This is a genomic window from uncultured Lactobacillus sp., assembly GCF_946477725.1.
Lineage (GTDB): Bacteria > Bacillota > Bacilli > Lactobacillales > Lactobacillaceae > Lactobacillus.
Genome location: NZ_CAMKZC010000016.1, coordinates 14,210 through 30,402, shown reverse-complemented (window position 1 = coordinate 30,402; position 16,193 = coordinate 14,210). Strand labels below are relative to the sequence as shown.

The window sequence follows — 16,193 nt, the reverse complement described above, 5'->3', positions numbered from 1 at the left end:
ATCTGCAAAGGTAGTAATAATTGCATTATCAATGTCCTTAAATTGACCACCCCAGCTGCTTTCAGTAAAATTAAATAATTGCTTATGTAATGTCAATATATTATTAGGAGTGATCTTGATATATTTATAATTGTCATGGATTATAGCTAAAACATCACGATAGCCGGAAATTTCTTCTTCACTACGATTTTTCGGAGTCGTTTTTTGATTCATTAATTTCTTAAGCCTTACGTCACTTGTTGCAATTCCTTCAATTCGATTGGACGAGTCTGTACTCTCAATCTTTGCGACTACCAACAGCTTATCCATTATGTCTTTCGCACTTAAGGAGATATGATCCGTTTTACCTTTCAACTCATAGATCAGATTGAGTTTTTCAATTATCTTTGTGGTTAATTTCAAACCATTTAAAGTTTGGTAATCAAAAACTTTCAAAGTATTACGTCTCCTTTAGAAACTAGTTTCTTCTTACATATTTTATACCAAGTATCAGTGCATTTAAAAGATTATCGGTGCAAAATTTAATTATTTTACACCGTAAATTTGTTTATTGCACCGAAAAATATTTATTACTACACAAAAAATCAGCCTTAACTTATCTGCGTAAAATGCTGATAAATCAAGGCCAATCAGAGTAAATGATTCTTCTGAATAAGACTATTATTCAAGCTCACATTGCCATATAGTCATCTGGTTTTTATCTTTTTAAAGAAATGAAAGGCAGACATAAAAAATAAGATAAATACTAAATACGAAATTAATATTCCCCATGTTAATGAAAAAGTAGTGTTTAAGGAATGCTCATTCATATTCGTAATTATTTTCAGTCCTAATGCGGTAGTCTTGATACCTGAACTGTTAATACTAAACAGCTCTATAATATAATCAATCATAAAAGCAACCAGATATATACTACTTCCAGCATCAAAGGCTTTATAATAATTCATGATTTTTCACATCCCTTTTTTAAAACAAAGATTAAAATAATTAATAAAAAGACTGTTTATGTACAGTAATCTGATTTTTGCTATAAGCAATGTCAGAAGAACTATCACACTTGCTATAAGCTAAAAAATATACTTTCATCATACTACCTTACTCTTTCATAAAAACCCCCTAAGATTAATACATTAAAAGTCCAGTAGCAGCATTAAGTCATAAAACAAGTTACTAGTTATAAAACGTTTCTAATAAAATTGTGCAGACTATTATTTTATAAATTTTTAGTTGCTTAATAATAGCATCAAACAAATCTTAAATCAACAAAATAAAATTAATAGTATATTTTTATAAAACTGAAGTAATACTATTACTATGTCAAAATAGCCTTTAGTACTTGCTTTCAAATTACCAGTAACATCTTTCATGAATGATATAGGTATAATACAATGTATTATAAAAGAGTTTTTCTTTACTCAAATTTAGCAAAAACCTAGTTTTTTTGTAAATCAATAATTAGACTTCATACTATTATGATGCTTACATAACATTTGGAGATTTGAAAGTTCAGTTCTTCCGCCTTCGGACCAAGGCTTTATATGATCTCCTTCCATTTCCTTGTACTTCCAAATATAATCTGTATGCTTATAATTTTTATCAGTGTTACAAATTGGGCAATTAGAAGTTCCCTCTTTTTTAGCTTGATTTGTTTGAGACTTATATTTTGTTCTTTTATCATTATCCGAAAATTTTCTAATATTTAATAATTTAGGATCTTTTTCTCCACTTAAGACATACTCAAAAATTCCAGCTTTTTTTGTAACATCAGAATCTGCCATTAAATCTTGTACAAGTTTATTTATTTTATTAGGGTCATATGCATTCTTATGATACTCTTCATATAGTTCACCCCAATTAGGCTGGTTCATAGGTTTTTCTACTGTAATAAATATTCCTGAAATCCAATCAATAACAGTATTAAAGTAAGATTTTAATTCATTTATATCATAATCATAGCGATGCTTAGACATATATTCATCAATACGACCCTGGCTAACCCAATCTAATGCTGTTCTAAGGTAATCTTGTCTATTAGCTACACCTTTAATATATGCACTCCATTTTTGAATATTTGCATTTTGACTATTAGAAAACTCTTCTTTAGCCATAGTGACAAACGGCCCTGAGTAAATAGCATTTAATAATTCTTGAGAATTAAGTGGAATACCTACAATATTGATAGTTTTAAACCATTCCTTCATCTCACTCTCTGAACCCTCACAAATATAAACTAATAAACTGGAATTCATAATCTTATCTTTTTGATCTTGACTTAAACCTGAAAAATAAGTTTCATTACCATTAATATTGATAGCAAATTTGCCTTTCGTGAATCTACCAATTGAGGTTATACGTTGCTGACCATCTAAAACTTCAAACTTGTCTTCTCCAATTTTATTAAAATAAATTAGTCCCAACGGATAACCTTTTAAAAGCGAATCAATAACTGCTTCTTCACGATTTTTTTCAGCATAAATATAATTTCGTTGATACTCTGGTTGAATTGTTAATTTACCAGATAAGCCAAACAACCCTTTTCCTTCGTACTCATTGTAAACGAATCCATCTACTATTTTACTAATTTTATATTGTTTTAATGTAGTTTGCATATTATTTTATATCCTTTTTATCAAAACTCTTTGATAAACCTTTTCGAATCTTCCATCTTTGTTTATAACTCCAGAAGCATTTAAGTCATACGTCCCTTTCTTATGAAATTTAGCTTCATAAGCCTGATGACATTCTTCTGTAGTGAAAACTCTTGTTTTTAAGTGATATAAGTCTTTATTTTCACACATGCCTAATATTTCAAATTGATTAGGATTATATTTATCTAAAAAAGTTATAGGAACACCCATGATGCCATTATAATCAGCGGGAATAGAATCAGTAAACGGTACTTCGATAGCATCATAGTTATCATATTTTTGATATTGATGATCCTTAACCTGCTTATGTTTACTAAATTTTATATTGTCTGCCATAGACATCAATGATAAGGGTTCATGTCTTCTCCCATGCTCAAGATTAGTAAACCAGCAAACACCAGGAACACGATTAACCTTCTGACCATCTATTTCTTTTAAGAAATGATAAGACTTTTTATATTCAAAATTATTAGGAACATTAAAATACATTCCGGTATTAAAGTTTGTAGCCCCAAGCCATAAATTATTATTTTTTATTAAAGGAAAAATTTCTTTATAAGTAATAGCATTTAAATTGCCTATTACTAAGACACAACGTCTTAAGGGTTCAACCCAATTCATAAATTCTCTAAATAATGAAAACGGTGGATTGGTAACAATAATATCAGCTTCATCGCGGAGTTTTGTTACCTCTTTACTTCTGAAATCTCCAGGAACATAATCCTTATCACCATGTAAATAGCTAAGTACTTTTGATCCTTTAGAACTATTCAAATTTAATTTTTCAGCTTGGAGAGCCTGTTCCACATCTTCTATGTTAAAAACGCCATCATTATCAAAGTCATTTACATAGGTTAATTCTATTTTATAAGCCTTACCTGCTCTCTTTTCTTTTTCATCATCTCCAAATAAAGAAAGTTGTTGATTAACAATAGGACTAGAATCATAACTTGTAGCAATAAGCTTTTTTAGCCCGTAATCATTAAAATGAACCGCAAAATATTTAAAAAAGTTACTTTCGAATGGATCATCTGCCGGTAATAAAATAGTCTTTCCTTTAAAAACATCTTTATTATATTCAATATAGGCACTAACTTCTTTTTCTATTTCTTCCCATCTGGTATAAAATTCATCTTTTTTATCTTTTTTAGCATTGGTCAAATTTTGATTTGCCATTAAAACACCTCATAAATATCATAAATTCATTTTACAGCAAAAGTGTACGCAAAAAAACGGTTCTATAATTTATCCTATCAATGACTTATCCCTGTGATAAGCTGCTAGTAGTTTTTTATTGCATAAAAAAGAGGACATCTTACTCTTGCTCCTTATAATAAATACTAACTCTACTCAATATTTTTATAAGGTTTTTGTCCTCTTTTAGTAAATATATTAATTTGTTCTCACTATTTAAAGACCAAAACATTGTTTTGAAGATGTACATCTCACAGTCTTGTTACGGCTAAAACAATAATTGAATTACTCAAGGTGTAATCTTTATTGATAATTAAATGTCAATATATTTTTTAGACCATTTATTTTAATCATAAATTTTGTCGAATAATTCTTCAATACTTATTCTTCCTATTGAGCATTGAATATGGTGTTGTAATAGTTCTAAAAATAATGCTTTTAGGTCATCTTGATTATTTTCAGAAATAGGTATCAAGATTAAGTTATCGGGTAATTCTTCATACTTTAAATTACTTAGAAATCCCATAAGCTCTTCAGTTTTTTCAACTTTCAAGTATTGTTTATCTGGCTTTTTATTATCAAAATCTTTATTTATAGCTCCATCTTTTAGAAACAGGACTCGATCCGCATAAGTTTGTAAATTCGATAATAAATGTGAAGCCATAATAATTAGCTTTTGTTTCTCTTTTAAATTAACAAGCACTTTTGAAATTAATGCTACGTTTTGGGGATCTAGTCCATTCATTACCTCATCTAATAACATAACAGGTGTATCAGCAGCCACAACCATTGCAAAACATAAACGTTGCTTCATTCCTAATGAATAAGTTTCAACTTTATGATCAACATAACTACTCATATTCAGTTCGTCGATAATTCCATTAACGGATTTTTCAGGCTTATTCCATAAGTCCGCATAAAGTTTTAAATGATCTCGTCCAGTCATAAATGGAAATAATTCACTTTGATCGGGAAAAGCACATATCTGTTTATGTAATTTAACAATATCATGCTCATTTTTATAGCGCATCCCATTATATTCAACAAAACCTTTTTGAGGTGTAAGATTATGCAAAATAATATTAATTAAAGTAGATTTACCTGTACCATTGGGTGCAACTAATCCAATGATTTGTCCCTTTTCAAAAGCAAGGGATAAATCAGTAAAAATCTTTTTTTCACCAAAATTTAGAGTTAAATGATTAATTTTTAACATTGCATTTCACCTCATTTAATTAAAGGTATTTTCTTTATCCTATAAATTAACAACATAACTAGTTCAATAGCTAAAACTGTTAGTACTAACGGCACAATTCCGGCATTGAAGCCCCATCCTGGAGTATCCATTAAATAAGATAAGTTGCCAGATAGGCTATCACCAATTGTAAAATACGTGGTTGGCAAATATTGTAAAAATGGATAAACAAAACCCATTCCCGATGAGAAATACAGTACCTTCCCAGCTACCGCAAATAAACTGGAAATAATTTCTGCAACATATTCATTTCTGCTTAATAAAGATATCAAGAGTGTTAAACGGATAAATATAAACACAATCAGTATTGCAAAAATACTCAGCTGCAAATAATACGTTCCTAACGTTAAATAAGTAAATGGCACTTTAAAATATAGTCTTCCCATATAAAAAGTAGTCCTTAAATTAAATGATCCCAGTCCATATTTGGGAGCAATACATACTACTGCTATAATAAACGCCATCAAGAAATTAAGCAGGACGCCAATCTCAACTACTGCGGTTTTTAGCCACAAGATAGTACTCTTGCTTAGGGGAATATTTTTTACTACCGTACGATATTTATAATCATTAGTAAGAATATCAGCTGCAAAAAAGATAACAATTATTATTAAAATTAAAGTTGTCCAACCAGATAAAGAGTTTTGAATTCGCTGCAGTGCTGTTCTTTCTTCCAACACGTTCTTATTTAATTTTGCTTTACTAGCTAAAAGTGCATTATAAAGGTGATAAGTTTGTTGATAGCCATAATGTCCATTTTCTTTATAAATTCCATTATGTCCATACTCAACTGGATACATATAATTTTGATTTTCTTCAACGAAGATCAAATTATCAACATACTTGTACCACTTACTAGAATATAAAGCATACTCTTTCCAGTCATTTGCTTTTAATGCTGCTAATCTTTTTTTATCATATTTAAGTATTGTAGGATATGTTGCAATCGCATCTCTTGCACCTACACTTGGATCAAACTTAAGCCCCGGCCTTTTTGTTTTTGCATATTGTTTTTTAGCACTTTTAAGAAAGGCAGTATCATTCTTATATTCTTTTTGAATAGAGTATGGATCAACACGATTAATGACATGATGATTAGGTACACTTACCAGGCCAAAATATAGAGATAACAAAGCAGTGGCAATATATAATCCGATATTTTTAGGATTAACAAAAAAGGCTTTTAATTGAGAAATAAAATAATGCCATCTCATCTTACTCTCCTCCCTTTATTGACCAAATAACTAAAACAACTCATTAATATTAGTGACCAAATCATTAATATTAGTGCACCAGTACAACAATTTAAGAAATTCAATTCGGTTGTATTAGCTACCGTTCCATTAAAAACATTAGTAATATTTAGATATGATGATGGTAGCCAAAAAAGATATTTGCTAATGGTGCCAGGAAGATAAGAAATAGCACAAACTAGCATCCCTATTAAAGTTGTTAAATAAACATTCTTAGTTAGTTGATTAAGAAATAAAGTCAATGATGTGGTAAATAATACAAGCAGAACAACATATACCAAAAATAATAAACAATAAGCCCATAATGGTATTGCGAAAATTTTATTAAAGTAAAATACATTAGGATAATTTAACGTAACAAAACCATTACGCACACCCGCAAAAATATATGCAGCTACAATTCCTATTAACACAGGGATGATAGTTAAGACAATATTGATTGTAGTTTTCCCAGAAATTTCATCTTTATTTCTATAAGGAATATTTTTCAAAAGACTGCTATGTCGTAATTTCAATATCCAAACATCATTTGAAATAAAAAGAATATAAAGGAAAATAAGGCTTCCTAACATGGACAAAATATAAACTAAATATGTTGAAGATGCTTTAGAGTTCATCACAACTGGAATGTGATGTTGATAAAGGTATTTATATGTAGCCAGTTTTTGGTAAAGCTCATATTTGGGCGGCACATTAAGAGTTTTAGCACCTTTATAATTATTCTTATAACCGTCAAGCATTGTCTCAATTAGATTTTCCGATCCTCTTAAATAAGTCTGTGGATCGGAAAACACTTCACCATTTTGCAAAACAGCAATATAAGCTGATTGTTTGCATAAATTTGCATAAGTTTGTTTATAATTTTTTTGACGAAGAGAACTACCATCAAAATAATCTTCATTTACTTGTACAGATTCATAGTAGTCCCGCCATTGACGATAGCCATCGCCAATTTTTTGAGTTTCAACTACAAAGAGGAAGAAAGTCATAGAAATTATTAATAAACAGACTAAAAGAAAGTTCTTTTTCGATTTTATTGCAATTTTAAAATTAGCTTTAAAATAGTATCGATTCATAATAACCACCTTTTAGTATAAAAACAACTAACCTGTTTGCCATTTTATTTTATGAGTCATTATATTTAGAATTGAGTTAATATAATTTACTTTCCGATTTGTAAAAAATCCCTTAGCTATTATTCCCAAGAGATTTGATTAAATTTGTAGATTTATCTAAGGTTGCAGTATGTTACAATGGACTAAAACATGACCGAGTACATATGCCAATAGTTTTTGACATAGCCTTTTTAATCTATGAAATAGCTTAACTTTCTTCAACCTTTAAATCTAACAAAGCAGATCCTATCTTTACCTATGATCTTCTAGTTTTAACTCATAAACAAATATTTTAAAATCTTAAGAATTATTAGTTCTTTAAAATTTACTATTTAATTATACTATCATAATTTAATATTTCAATAACATTTTTATAATTTTGATTAAACTTAGTGCACAAAAAAGCGGGCAAAAAGCCTGCTATATGAGCCATAATGCCTACCTAAAAGTTTTTGCGCGGAACACAGCTAAAAACTTGTTCCGTATTGTGTGCATAATTATCTTTAATAAACAAAAAATAACCTTAACTTACCAACAGAAAACATTGATATATCAAGGTCATTTTACCAATTTTATTCTTCTGAATGCTGACTAGAGGATTCGAACCTCCGACCTCATCATTACTAATGACGTGCTCTGCCAACTGAGCTAAGTCAGCATTGTCATATCTCGACAACGATATTAATTAAAACATATTCTACTAGTTTACGCAAGCATTTTTTGACTTTTTCTCAGTTTTTGTTATAACTAAGCTTTGGTAAACTTTTTAAGAGTATAATATAAAGATAGATTCAGAATGGAGTGGATGTAATGGCAAATTTAGCCTCGATTAGCGCCGAATTCCCCTGGGTACTACGAATTTTAGTTGCCTCCTTGTGTGGCGCACTGATCGGTTATGAACGCGCAATTCAAAGAAAAAGTGCTGGAGTGCGGACACATATTGTAGTTGCCTTCTCGTCTGCGCTATTTATGATAGTTTCAAAATACGGCTTTGGCGATTTACTAAAAATGTCTGATGTCGCTCTGGACCCTTCCAGAATTGCTGCGCAGATAGTTTCAGGTATTTCATTTATCGGTGCCGGCACAATTTTAATCAAAAAGCAACAGATCTCCGGCTTAACCACAGCTGCGGGTATCTGGGCTACGGCAGCCATCGGAATGGCAATTGGTTCTGGCCTTTATTTTATCGGAATTTTAGCTACTGCCTTCCTTTTCGTCATTCAGATGATGTTTCACGATGATACTATCATTGACAAAATCATCATGCATATCAGGTTTAATATTCAAATAGAAGCTGTAAATAAACCTAATATTTTGCATATCATCGAACAGGAACTGCAAACAAATCATGTTGAAAATGTTTCTGTCAAGATTCTTTTTGTCAGTGATGAAAGAATTATCTTTTTTGTAGACGGCATCATCAATAATAATATTAATGAAAATGATATTATCATGGCTCTGCGCAAATATCCTGACATCAAGCGGATCAGTATTGCTAGTATAGATAAATAAAGTTATATTTTTTAAGCAATAGTTAATTCTATTGTTTTTTTTGCATTATTTTTATCATAGGTGAACAAACTTACTACAATATTAATATCAACTTTTATTACGAAAGGAGAATTTATATGGCCGGACCCTTGGATTATTTACGCTGGCGTGGTGACTTAAGCTTTAAAGAAAAGCCATTTAATAGTGTTGATGCTTCACTGCTGTCATCTATTGCTTATTTGCCGGCCGATAGTTCTGCCACCAATCATACTCTAGGAGAAGTAGCGGAAAAATTGCGGAACTTGTCTTCTTTTCAACATCAAATGTATGCCGAGACTGCAACTGAAGTTATGTTGTTACCGGAAAGTCCTAGAATCGGCAACATCAAGATTCTAGATTGGACAGACAGACTGGAAAAGGAACCTCACCCGTTACAATTTACTGCTGCCACCTTTCTTATTGACACAAAAACCATTGCTGTCGTCTTTCGCGGAACTGATGGCACTATGATTGGTTTAAATGAAGATATGGGTATGAATTACCTGCCTGAGATTTATGGTCAGGAGGTGGCAGCTAAATATTTAACAAAAATAGCACATAAATTTAGTGACCAACAAATTTACCTTTTAGGCCACTCAAAAGGAGGTAACTTTGCTCAATTTGCTTTATGTGCAGTTGAGCCTGAAATTCAAAAGCGGGTAATCAAGGCGATTAGTTTCGACGGACCGGGCTTTTTCCATAAGGTATACACGAGTCCTGGTTTCACTGCTTCTATGTCTAAAATGAAAACCTACATCCCTCAAGGTTCAATCTTTGGTGCAATGCTTGACCATCCGGAACAAACTCTGGTTGTCAAAAGTACCGTACCAATGCGCAACCAGCATGACCCTCGCCGCTGGTCAGTAGGTCGCGACAGTTTTACTCTAGCCGATGGTCTTTCTTCCAGTAGCCGCGTGATCAGACATGCTCTAATTAATTTCAATAATTCGATTCCCGATCAAGAAAGAAACGATGCCTTTTCTGATCTTTTCGAGGCTTTTGAGAATTATGACATTGATGAATTAAACCAACTAACTAGTAACAAAATAGTAGGAACCTACCGCTTTGGTCGTGCCTTTTTATCCCTTGAACCCCAAGAACGAAAGTTATTAACTCAAGTGTTAAGCAATATCTGGAATTCCTACAAAAAGAATATGACTTTGCCCTTAATGGCCAGCAACTACGACCTTTATCCTAAAAGTAATGATTCTAATAAGGCTCCAGTGTTCTATGAATTTTATGATCCTGATCGGCCGAATCTAAAATTACCAGAGAGTATTCGCCGTAAATTGCGATAAATTGTTTCATGTGTAACCCAAAAAAGAGATTGAGCAAACCGTTAGTCTTCTCAATCTCCTTTTTATTTATTAATTAAAAAAATTAATTCTTCATTTTATCCTTAACGTCATCGACTTTGTCTTTGACGTTTTCAGTAGCTTCTTGTGCCTTATCTTTAACGTCGCCAGCAGCTTGTTGAACTTTGCCTTTGACTTCTTTAGCTTTGCCAGCTACTTTATCTTTAAAACCTTTATCAGCCATCTTAATCGATCCTTTCCCAAAAAATTAGCGAAAAATTTCTATTCACACCTTAATAGTACAATTTTGTATAATTATTGTCATTAAAAACGCCTTATTTTTTGTCAAAAGATATAAAAAAGTAAAAAGCCATAGCTTTTTACTATAAATCACCATGGCTTTTATTCTTTCTTATTCATTAGGCTGATCATGACTATAATCGAGATTAGAAAAGCGATTATAGGGTTTAGAAAACATTAATTTCACTGTTCCCCTGCTACCTGAACGGTTCTTTTCAATAATAACCTCAACTTCGCCATTATCATCTTCAGCCGATACTTCCTTATTTTCCTCGCCCTCTTCTTCATCACGGTAATAATCATCACGGTAAAGAAAAGAGACAATGTCGGCATCTTGCTCAATTGAGCCGGATTCACGAATATCAGATAAGACAGGTCTCTTGTCCTGCCTTTGTTCAACTGACCGCGACAATTGCGACAAAGCAATAACAGGTACATGAAGCTCCTTGGCTAATTTCTTCAATTGCCGTGAAATAGCTGAAACCTCCTGCTGGCGTGATTCACTGTGCGGACCTTCAATTAACTGCAAGTAATCAATTACAATTAAGCCTAAATTGCCTTTCTCTTTAGCCAAACGGCGAGACTGTGCCCTAATCTGACTCATCTTAATTCCCGGTGTGTCATCGATATAAATATTGGCTGTTGCCAAAGAGCCGGATGCAGTGACTAATTTAGGCCACTCGTCTTCATCCAGTTGGCCAGTACGCAAGTGTTGCGAATTGATTAAGCCTTCAGAAGCCAGCATTCTCTGCACTAGCTGCTCCCCACTCATTTCCAAGGAAAACATTGCGACAGTTTTATCAGTATGCAAGCCGACATACTGGGCAACATTAAGTGCAAAGGAAGTCTTTCCTACTCCGGGACGTGCTGCCACAATTACCAGTTCATCATCATGAAAACCGGTGGTCATCTTATCGAGTTCCACAAATCCTGTTGGTAGACCCGTAACCATATTACCATCTTCAGGAATGTTGTTAATTTCATCAATAGTAGAGTTAACGATATCCTTGATATTACGAAAACCATTGGCATTATTTTCCGACGAGACATTCATAATCTCACTTTCGGCATTATCTAAAATGTCGGTGACATCATCGGAATCCTGCATTGCATTCGTAATGATTTTTTGACTGGCAGAAATCAGGCGCCGCAATAAAGCTTTACGGTGAACAATTTTAGCATAATAAGTGACGTGAGCAGCCGTCGGCGTGGCCATAGCCAGCTCGGAAACATAAGCTATACCACCAATATCATCAAGCTGATTTTTCTTAGTCAGTTCATCCTGCAGCGTTAACGGATCAATTGCATCCTCATGGTCAGATAAATCAAGCATAGCCTGAAAAACCAACTGATTTGCTCTCTTATAAAAATCTTCTGGCTGAACCTCTGCACTGGCATCAGCTATTGCAGCAGGATCAATAAAAATTGCACCTAGAACGGCTTTTTCCGCTTCGTCATCATGTGGTATCTGCTGTGAGACAATATTATCCATTACTTACGCCCACTTTTTTCAGAATTCAACTACAGTTTAATCCTGTTCGGTGACATGAACGCGAATTTTGCCTTCTACGCCCTTAAATAACTTAACTGGTACATTTGTGTATCCTAAGGATTTAATTGGTTCAGGCAGGTTTAATTTGCGCTTATCTATCTTAATACCAAATTGCTTTTCTAAGCCTTCAACAATCTTTTTACCAGAAATTGAGCCAAACAGTCTGGAATCTGAACCGGCTTTAGACTTGAAATTAACTACTGTTTCATCCTTTTCTAGTTCAGACTTAATCTTTTCCGCTTCAGCTTTTTCAGCTTCATATGCCGCCTTTTCGTTAGCAGCTACTCTTGCCAAAGTATGCATATTTGCTTTAGTTGCAGCTTTAGCTAGACCTCTCTTAAATAAAAAGTTTTGGGCATAACCATCAGGAACGTTTTTAACTTCACCACGTTTGCCCCGGCCTTTAACATCTTTAGTAAAAATAACTTTCATTGTGCTCTCCTTTTATTCATTTTCTTGTTCATAAGTATCCACTGCATCCATCAATTTAGCAAGTGCCTCCTTAACAGATATCCCTTTAATTTGGGTAGCAGCATTAGACAAATGGCCGCCGCCGCCAAGTTTTTCCATAATAAGCTGAACGTTGATATCACCCATTGAACGAGCAGATATACCAATTGTATCCTTATTTCGCCTAGTAATTGCAAAACTGGCTTCAACATTTTCTAAATCAAGAGCCGTATCTGCTGCTTGAGCAGTAATAATAGGGTCAATTTCCTTATCATCGGGTCCGCATAAAACAGCCATTTTAGGCTTGATCATCTTCAAGCTGCTGACCAGTCGGGTGCGCTGCAAGAAACTAGCAATATCTTCTTTCAGCAGCTCGCTGACACCCATTGTACTTGCACCAATTGAACGCAGGTAGCTGGCAGCATCAAATGTCCGAGTGCCGGTACGCAGCGAAAACTCCTTGGAATCAACTGTAATTCCCGCCAGCATTGCTGTAGCGTCAAGGTCGGTTAAAACCCGCTTACCTGAACTTGGCTGTTGGTATTCTACCATCTCAGTCACTAGTTCACAGGCAGATGAAGCATAAGGTTCAACGTACGTCAGCATCGGGTTTTCAGGGAATTCTTCACCGCGACGGTGATGATCGATGACAATGATTCTATTTCTTAATTGTTCATATAATTCTTTGGAATAAGTAATAGAATATTTCGAGTGGTCAACCATAACCAACATAGATTTGTCAGTTAATGCTTCTAACGCATCCCCAGGTGCGATAAAAATATCATTATCTCCCTTTACTTTCTCCATTTTAGCAACTAAGCGGCTGACATCATAATTGGTCTTATTGACATCTAAGACAAAATTTGCCTTTACATGATGCAAACGGGCAATTTTAACAACGCCAATACCGCTACCGACCGAATCCATGTCAGGGCTGGCATGACCAACTACAAAAACGCGGTCTGCTTCTTTGAACAGCTCACTAATCGCCTGTGAAACCATCCTTGCTCTAACCCTGGTTCTCTTTTCCATCGGATTCGATTTACCACCATAGAAACGAGCTGCTTTACCGGGTTGACTAAGAACAACTTGGTCCCCGCCTCTACCTAACGCCAAGTCAAGGTTAGATTGCGCCTGGTCAGCTAATTCAGTAATTAAGCTGCTGCCAAAAGCAATTCCAATTGACAAAGTTAACGGTGTATTGTTACGACTTGTTTCTAACCGCATTTTATCCAAAACAGAAAACTTATCTTTTTCCATTTTAGCTAAATCTTGCATATGGAGTAATAATAAAAAGTGATCTTCATCAATGCGTTTAAGATAAGCGTTAAAGTTTTTAGCATAATCACTCAGAGTATTCTGGACATATGCACTAGTAGCAGTCAATTCCTGGTCATGCATGGTTTCGCTTAACTCATCGTAATTATCAATAAAAATCTGCCCAATAGCTAATAATTCGTTTTTATATCGTTTTTCTATTTTGGCGTAACGCGTAATATCTAGTAAGTAAACCACTCCCAGGTTGTCTTGGATAACCATCTCAAATTGATGTCCATCCCAGTTTACTACATGGTTTTCAGCAGTTTTAGCCTTTAATGATTCATTAATTAACTTATCTAGTTCAGGATCAACGGATGCAATTGTATGTCCAATCAGGTCTTCATTTTTTAAATAAAGCTGCAGGTACGGATTGGCCCATTGAATTTGATGATCCTTATCGTAAAGTAAAATGCCCAGTGGCATTTTAATCATTGCTTCTTGCTCGCTACGCTTAATCCGATAAGATAAACTAACAGCAAAATTGTTTGCATTACCAGCTAAGATATACGCACCATAACCGACGCATGCCACAGTTAATATAAAGATCAAGACCATAGCCAAGCCAAATAATGGGTTCATGATCATCGCAACGATGCTGCCCAAAAGCGATAAAGCTAAGATAATAATGACTGAAGCCGTCAGCCTAGAATCTTTAATAAAAGCAGGGAATTCAAGCTTACGTAAAAAATCTTTCATGTAAGGTCCTTCCTAAAATAATGTATAATACATCATTATTATTATACATTGTATTCACTAGATAAGAAACTCCACAATGTTCAGGTTTGAACTATCATTACTTTTTTTGTTATTTTTACTCTCTTTAACTGTCAAAATTTAACCAGTCACTTTTATTCTTGCTTAGATAATTTATGCATAATAAAAAACCTCAAAATTATCGTAATTTCAAGGTCTTTATCAATAATTCCGCTCACTGCTTTTCAAGCATTAACAGATTTTTGTTTTTTAGTCTTCAGTAACAAATGGCAACAAGCCCATAATGCGAGCTCTTTCAATTGCCTTAGCTACTTTACGTTGATTCTTAGCGCTGGTGCCAGTGACACGACGTGGTAAGATTTTACCTCTTTCAGAGATAAAACGTTTCAACAAATCAACGTCCTTATAGTCAACGTAATCAATGTGGTTGGCAGCAATGTAGTCAACCTTACGACGACGATGAGCGCCGCCGCTTCTTCTTTGTTGAGCCATATCCTAGGTCCTTTCTGTTAATTTAGAATGGTAAATCATCATCAGAAATATCAATGGTATCGCCTGAACCTGCAAATGGATCTTGAGTATTATCCGGACCATTATTAGCAGTGTTATTCTGATTTGAAGCCCCCATATTAGGAGTATTATTGGTATTCTGATTACCAAAATTGCCATTGTTATTTGGTGTGTAACCACCATTTTGACCACGGGCTTCACGATCTTTACGTGATTCAAGCAATGCAAAGTTGTCAACGACAACTTCTGTTACATATACTCTTTGCCCGTCTTTATTATCGTAACTTCTGGTTTGAATTCGGCCATCTATACCAACAAGTGAGCCTTTAGACGTAAAATTACAGAAATTCTCTGCAGATTTGCGCCAAATGACACAACTGATAAAATCTGCACCTCTCTCACCTTGAGCGTTTGTATATTGACGATCTACAGCAAGAGTAAACGTAGCAACCGAGATTCCACTCCCAGTAGTACGTAATTCAGGATCACGTGTTAAACGGCCAACAAGTACAACTCGATTAATCATACTTTAGGTCCTCCCTTTCCTAAATCACGAAAACGATAACGTTTTTGTTCTTAATTATCCAACTTTGACGGTCATTGAACGTAGAACGGCAGTATCAATCTTGGACAAACGGTCAAATTCGTTAACTGCATCAGCGTTATCAGCAGTGAAAGTCATAACGTGATATAAACCCTCACGATATTTATTAATTTCATATGCGAAATGACGCTTTTCCCAGTCTTTTGACTCAACCATCGTACCACCGTTATCGGTAATAACCTTATCATAGCTTTCAACTAATGCTTTCTTTGATTCTTCATCAATATCAGGCTTGATAATATAAGTTATTTCATACTTAGTAGTTGTCATACTAGTGCACCTCCTTCTGGACTAAATGGTTCTTGCTAAAAATCAAGAACAAGGAGTAATGAAGTTTATTACTCGCAATCTCTAATTCTAGCACATAAACAAAAAATTACCAAACTATCTTTACGTGATCCAATAAGAAATTTTCATTCCTTACTTAATATGTACGTAAAATAATCTGATAAT

Annotated in this window: 14 protein-coding genes, 1 tRNA gene and 1 pseudogene; 2 read left to right on the top strand and 14 right to left on the bottom strand. The window is 33.8% G+C overall.

The genetic code is table 11. The annotated features are described in order from the left end of the window. The 7 genes and pseudogenes from Q0R51_RS06935 to Q0R51_RS06905 form a co-directional block, all read right to left on the bottom strand. Positions 1-435, bottom strand: a pseudogene (locus tag Q0R51_RS06935) (cell filamentation protein Fic); the annotation flags it as partial. Positions 436-1,448: 1,013 nt separating this feature from the next. Continuing rightward, positions 1,449-2,609 carry a DUF262 domain-containing protein gene (locus tag Q0R51_RS06930; RefSeq protein ID WP_294757631.1) on the bottom strand — a complete coding sequence of 387 codons (1,161 nt, stop codon included), beginning with the start codon at positions 2,607-2,609 and terminating at the stop codon, positions 1,449-1,451. A 6-nt stretch (positions 2,610-2,615) separates the two neighbouring features. Next, complete coding sequence (locus Q0R51_RS06925; RefSeq protein ID WP_294757629.1) at positions 2,616-3,824, bottom strand: adenine-specific methyltransferase EcoRI family protein; 1,209 nt, start codon at positions 3,822-3,824, stop codon at positions 2,616-2,618. 364 nt (positions 3,825-4,188) lie between these two features. Beyond that, positions 4,189-5,058 (bottom strand): ABC transporter ATP-binding protein, encoded by an 870-nt coding sequence (locus Q0R51_RS06920; protein ID WP_046323988.1) that lies wholly within the window; start codon positions 5,056-5,058, stop codon positions 4,189-4,191. A gap of 11 nt (positions 5,059-5,069) precedes the next feature. Continuing rightward, on the bottom strand, positions 5,070-6,311 hold the full coding sequence (locus Q0R51_RS06915; RefSeq protein WP_294757626.1) for a tellurium resistance protein TerC: 1,242 nt from the start codon (positions 6,309-6,311) through the stop codon (positions 5,070-5,072). Next, entirely contained in the window at positions 6,308-7,426 is a 1,119-nt protein-coding gene (locus tag Q0R51_RS06910) for an ABC transporter permease (RefSeq protein ID WP_294757624.1), read from the bottom strand. The genes Q0R51_RS06915 and Q0R51_RS06910 overlap by 4 nt, the downstream gene beginning before the upstream one ends. Positions 7,427-8,050: 624 nt before the next feature. Next, positions 8,051-8,123: transfer RNA gene (locus tag Q0R51_RS06905), tRNA-Thr, on the bottom strand. Between the two features lie 152 nt (positions 8,124-8,275). Between Q0R51_RS06905 and Q0R51_RS06900 the strand changes: the two genes are divergently transcribed. Then, entirely contained in the window at positions 8,276-8,977 is a 702-nt protein-coding gene (locus Q0R51_RS06900) for an MgtC/SapB family protein (RefSeq protein ID WP_046323985.1), read from the top strand. 116 nt (positions 8,978-9,093) lie between these two features. Beyond that, positions 9,094-10,293, top strand: coding sequence for a DUF2974 domain-containing protein (locus Q0R51_RS06895; protein ID WP_294757622.1), 1,200 nt, complete (start codon positions 9,094-9,096; stop codon positions 10,291-10,293). A gap of 82 nt (positions 10,294-10,375) precedes the next feature. Here the strand turns inward: Q0R51_RS06895 and Q0R51_RS06890 are convergent, their stop codons facing one another. The 7 genes from Q0R51_RS06890 to rpsF all read right to left on the bottom strand — a co-directional run bounded on the left by Q0R51_RS06890 (position 10,376) and on the right by rpsF (position 16,010). After that, positions 10,376-10,534: a CsbD family protein gene (locus Q0R51_RS06890; protein WP_110445323.1), complete on the bottom strand. Its 159-nt coding sequence runs from the start codon at positions 10,532-10,534 to the stop codon at positions 10,376-10,378. A 168-nt stretch (positions 10,535-10,702) separates the two neighbouring features. Then, positions 10,703-12,082, bottom strand: a complete 1,380-nt coding sequence (dnaB, locus tag Q0R51_RS06885) for a replicative DNA helicase (RefSeq protein ID WP_294757619.1) — start codon at positions 12,080-12,082, stop codon at positions 10,703-10,705. A 36-nt stretch (positions 12,083-12,118) separates the two neighbouring features. After that, complete coding sequence (gene rplI, locus Q0R51_RS06880) at positions 12,119-12,574, bottom strand: 50S ribosomal protein L9 (RefSeq protein ID WP_294757617.1); 456 nt, start codon at positions 12,572-12,574, stop codon at positions 12,119-12,121. A 12-nt stretch (positions 12,575-12,586) separates the two neighbouring features. Then, a complete protein-coding gene (locus Q0R51_RS06875; protein WP_122037050.1) occupies positions 12,587-14,608 on the bottom strand; it encodes a DHH family phosphoesterase in 2,022 nt (673 codons plus the stop codon). Positions 14,609-14,875: 267 nt separating this feature from the next. Then, positions 14,876-15,118 carry a 30S ribosomal protein S18 gene (rpsR, locus tag Q0R51_RS06870; RefSeq protein ID WP_034978630.1) on the bottom strand — a complete coding sequence of 81 codons (243 nt, stop codon included), beginning with the start codon at positions 15,116-15,118 and terminating at the stop codon, positions 14,876-14,878. A 22-nt stretch (positions 15,119-15,140) separates the two neighbouring features. Next, entirely contained in the window at positions 15,141-15,662 is a 522-nt protein-coding gene (gene ssb, locus Q0R51_RS06865; protein ID WP_046323980.1) for a single-stranded DNA-binding protein, read from the bottom strand. A gap of 54 nt (positions 15,663-15,716) precedes the next feature. After that, positions 15,717-16,010, bottom strand: a complete 294-nt coding sequence (gene rpsF / locus Q0R51_RS06860) for a 30S ribosomal protein S6 (protein ID WP_046323979.1) — start codon at positions 16,008-16,010, stop codon at positions 15,717-15,719. Between the last annotated feature and the right edge of the window lie 183 nt (positions 16,011-16,193).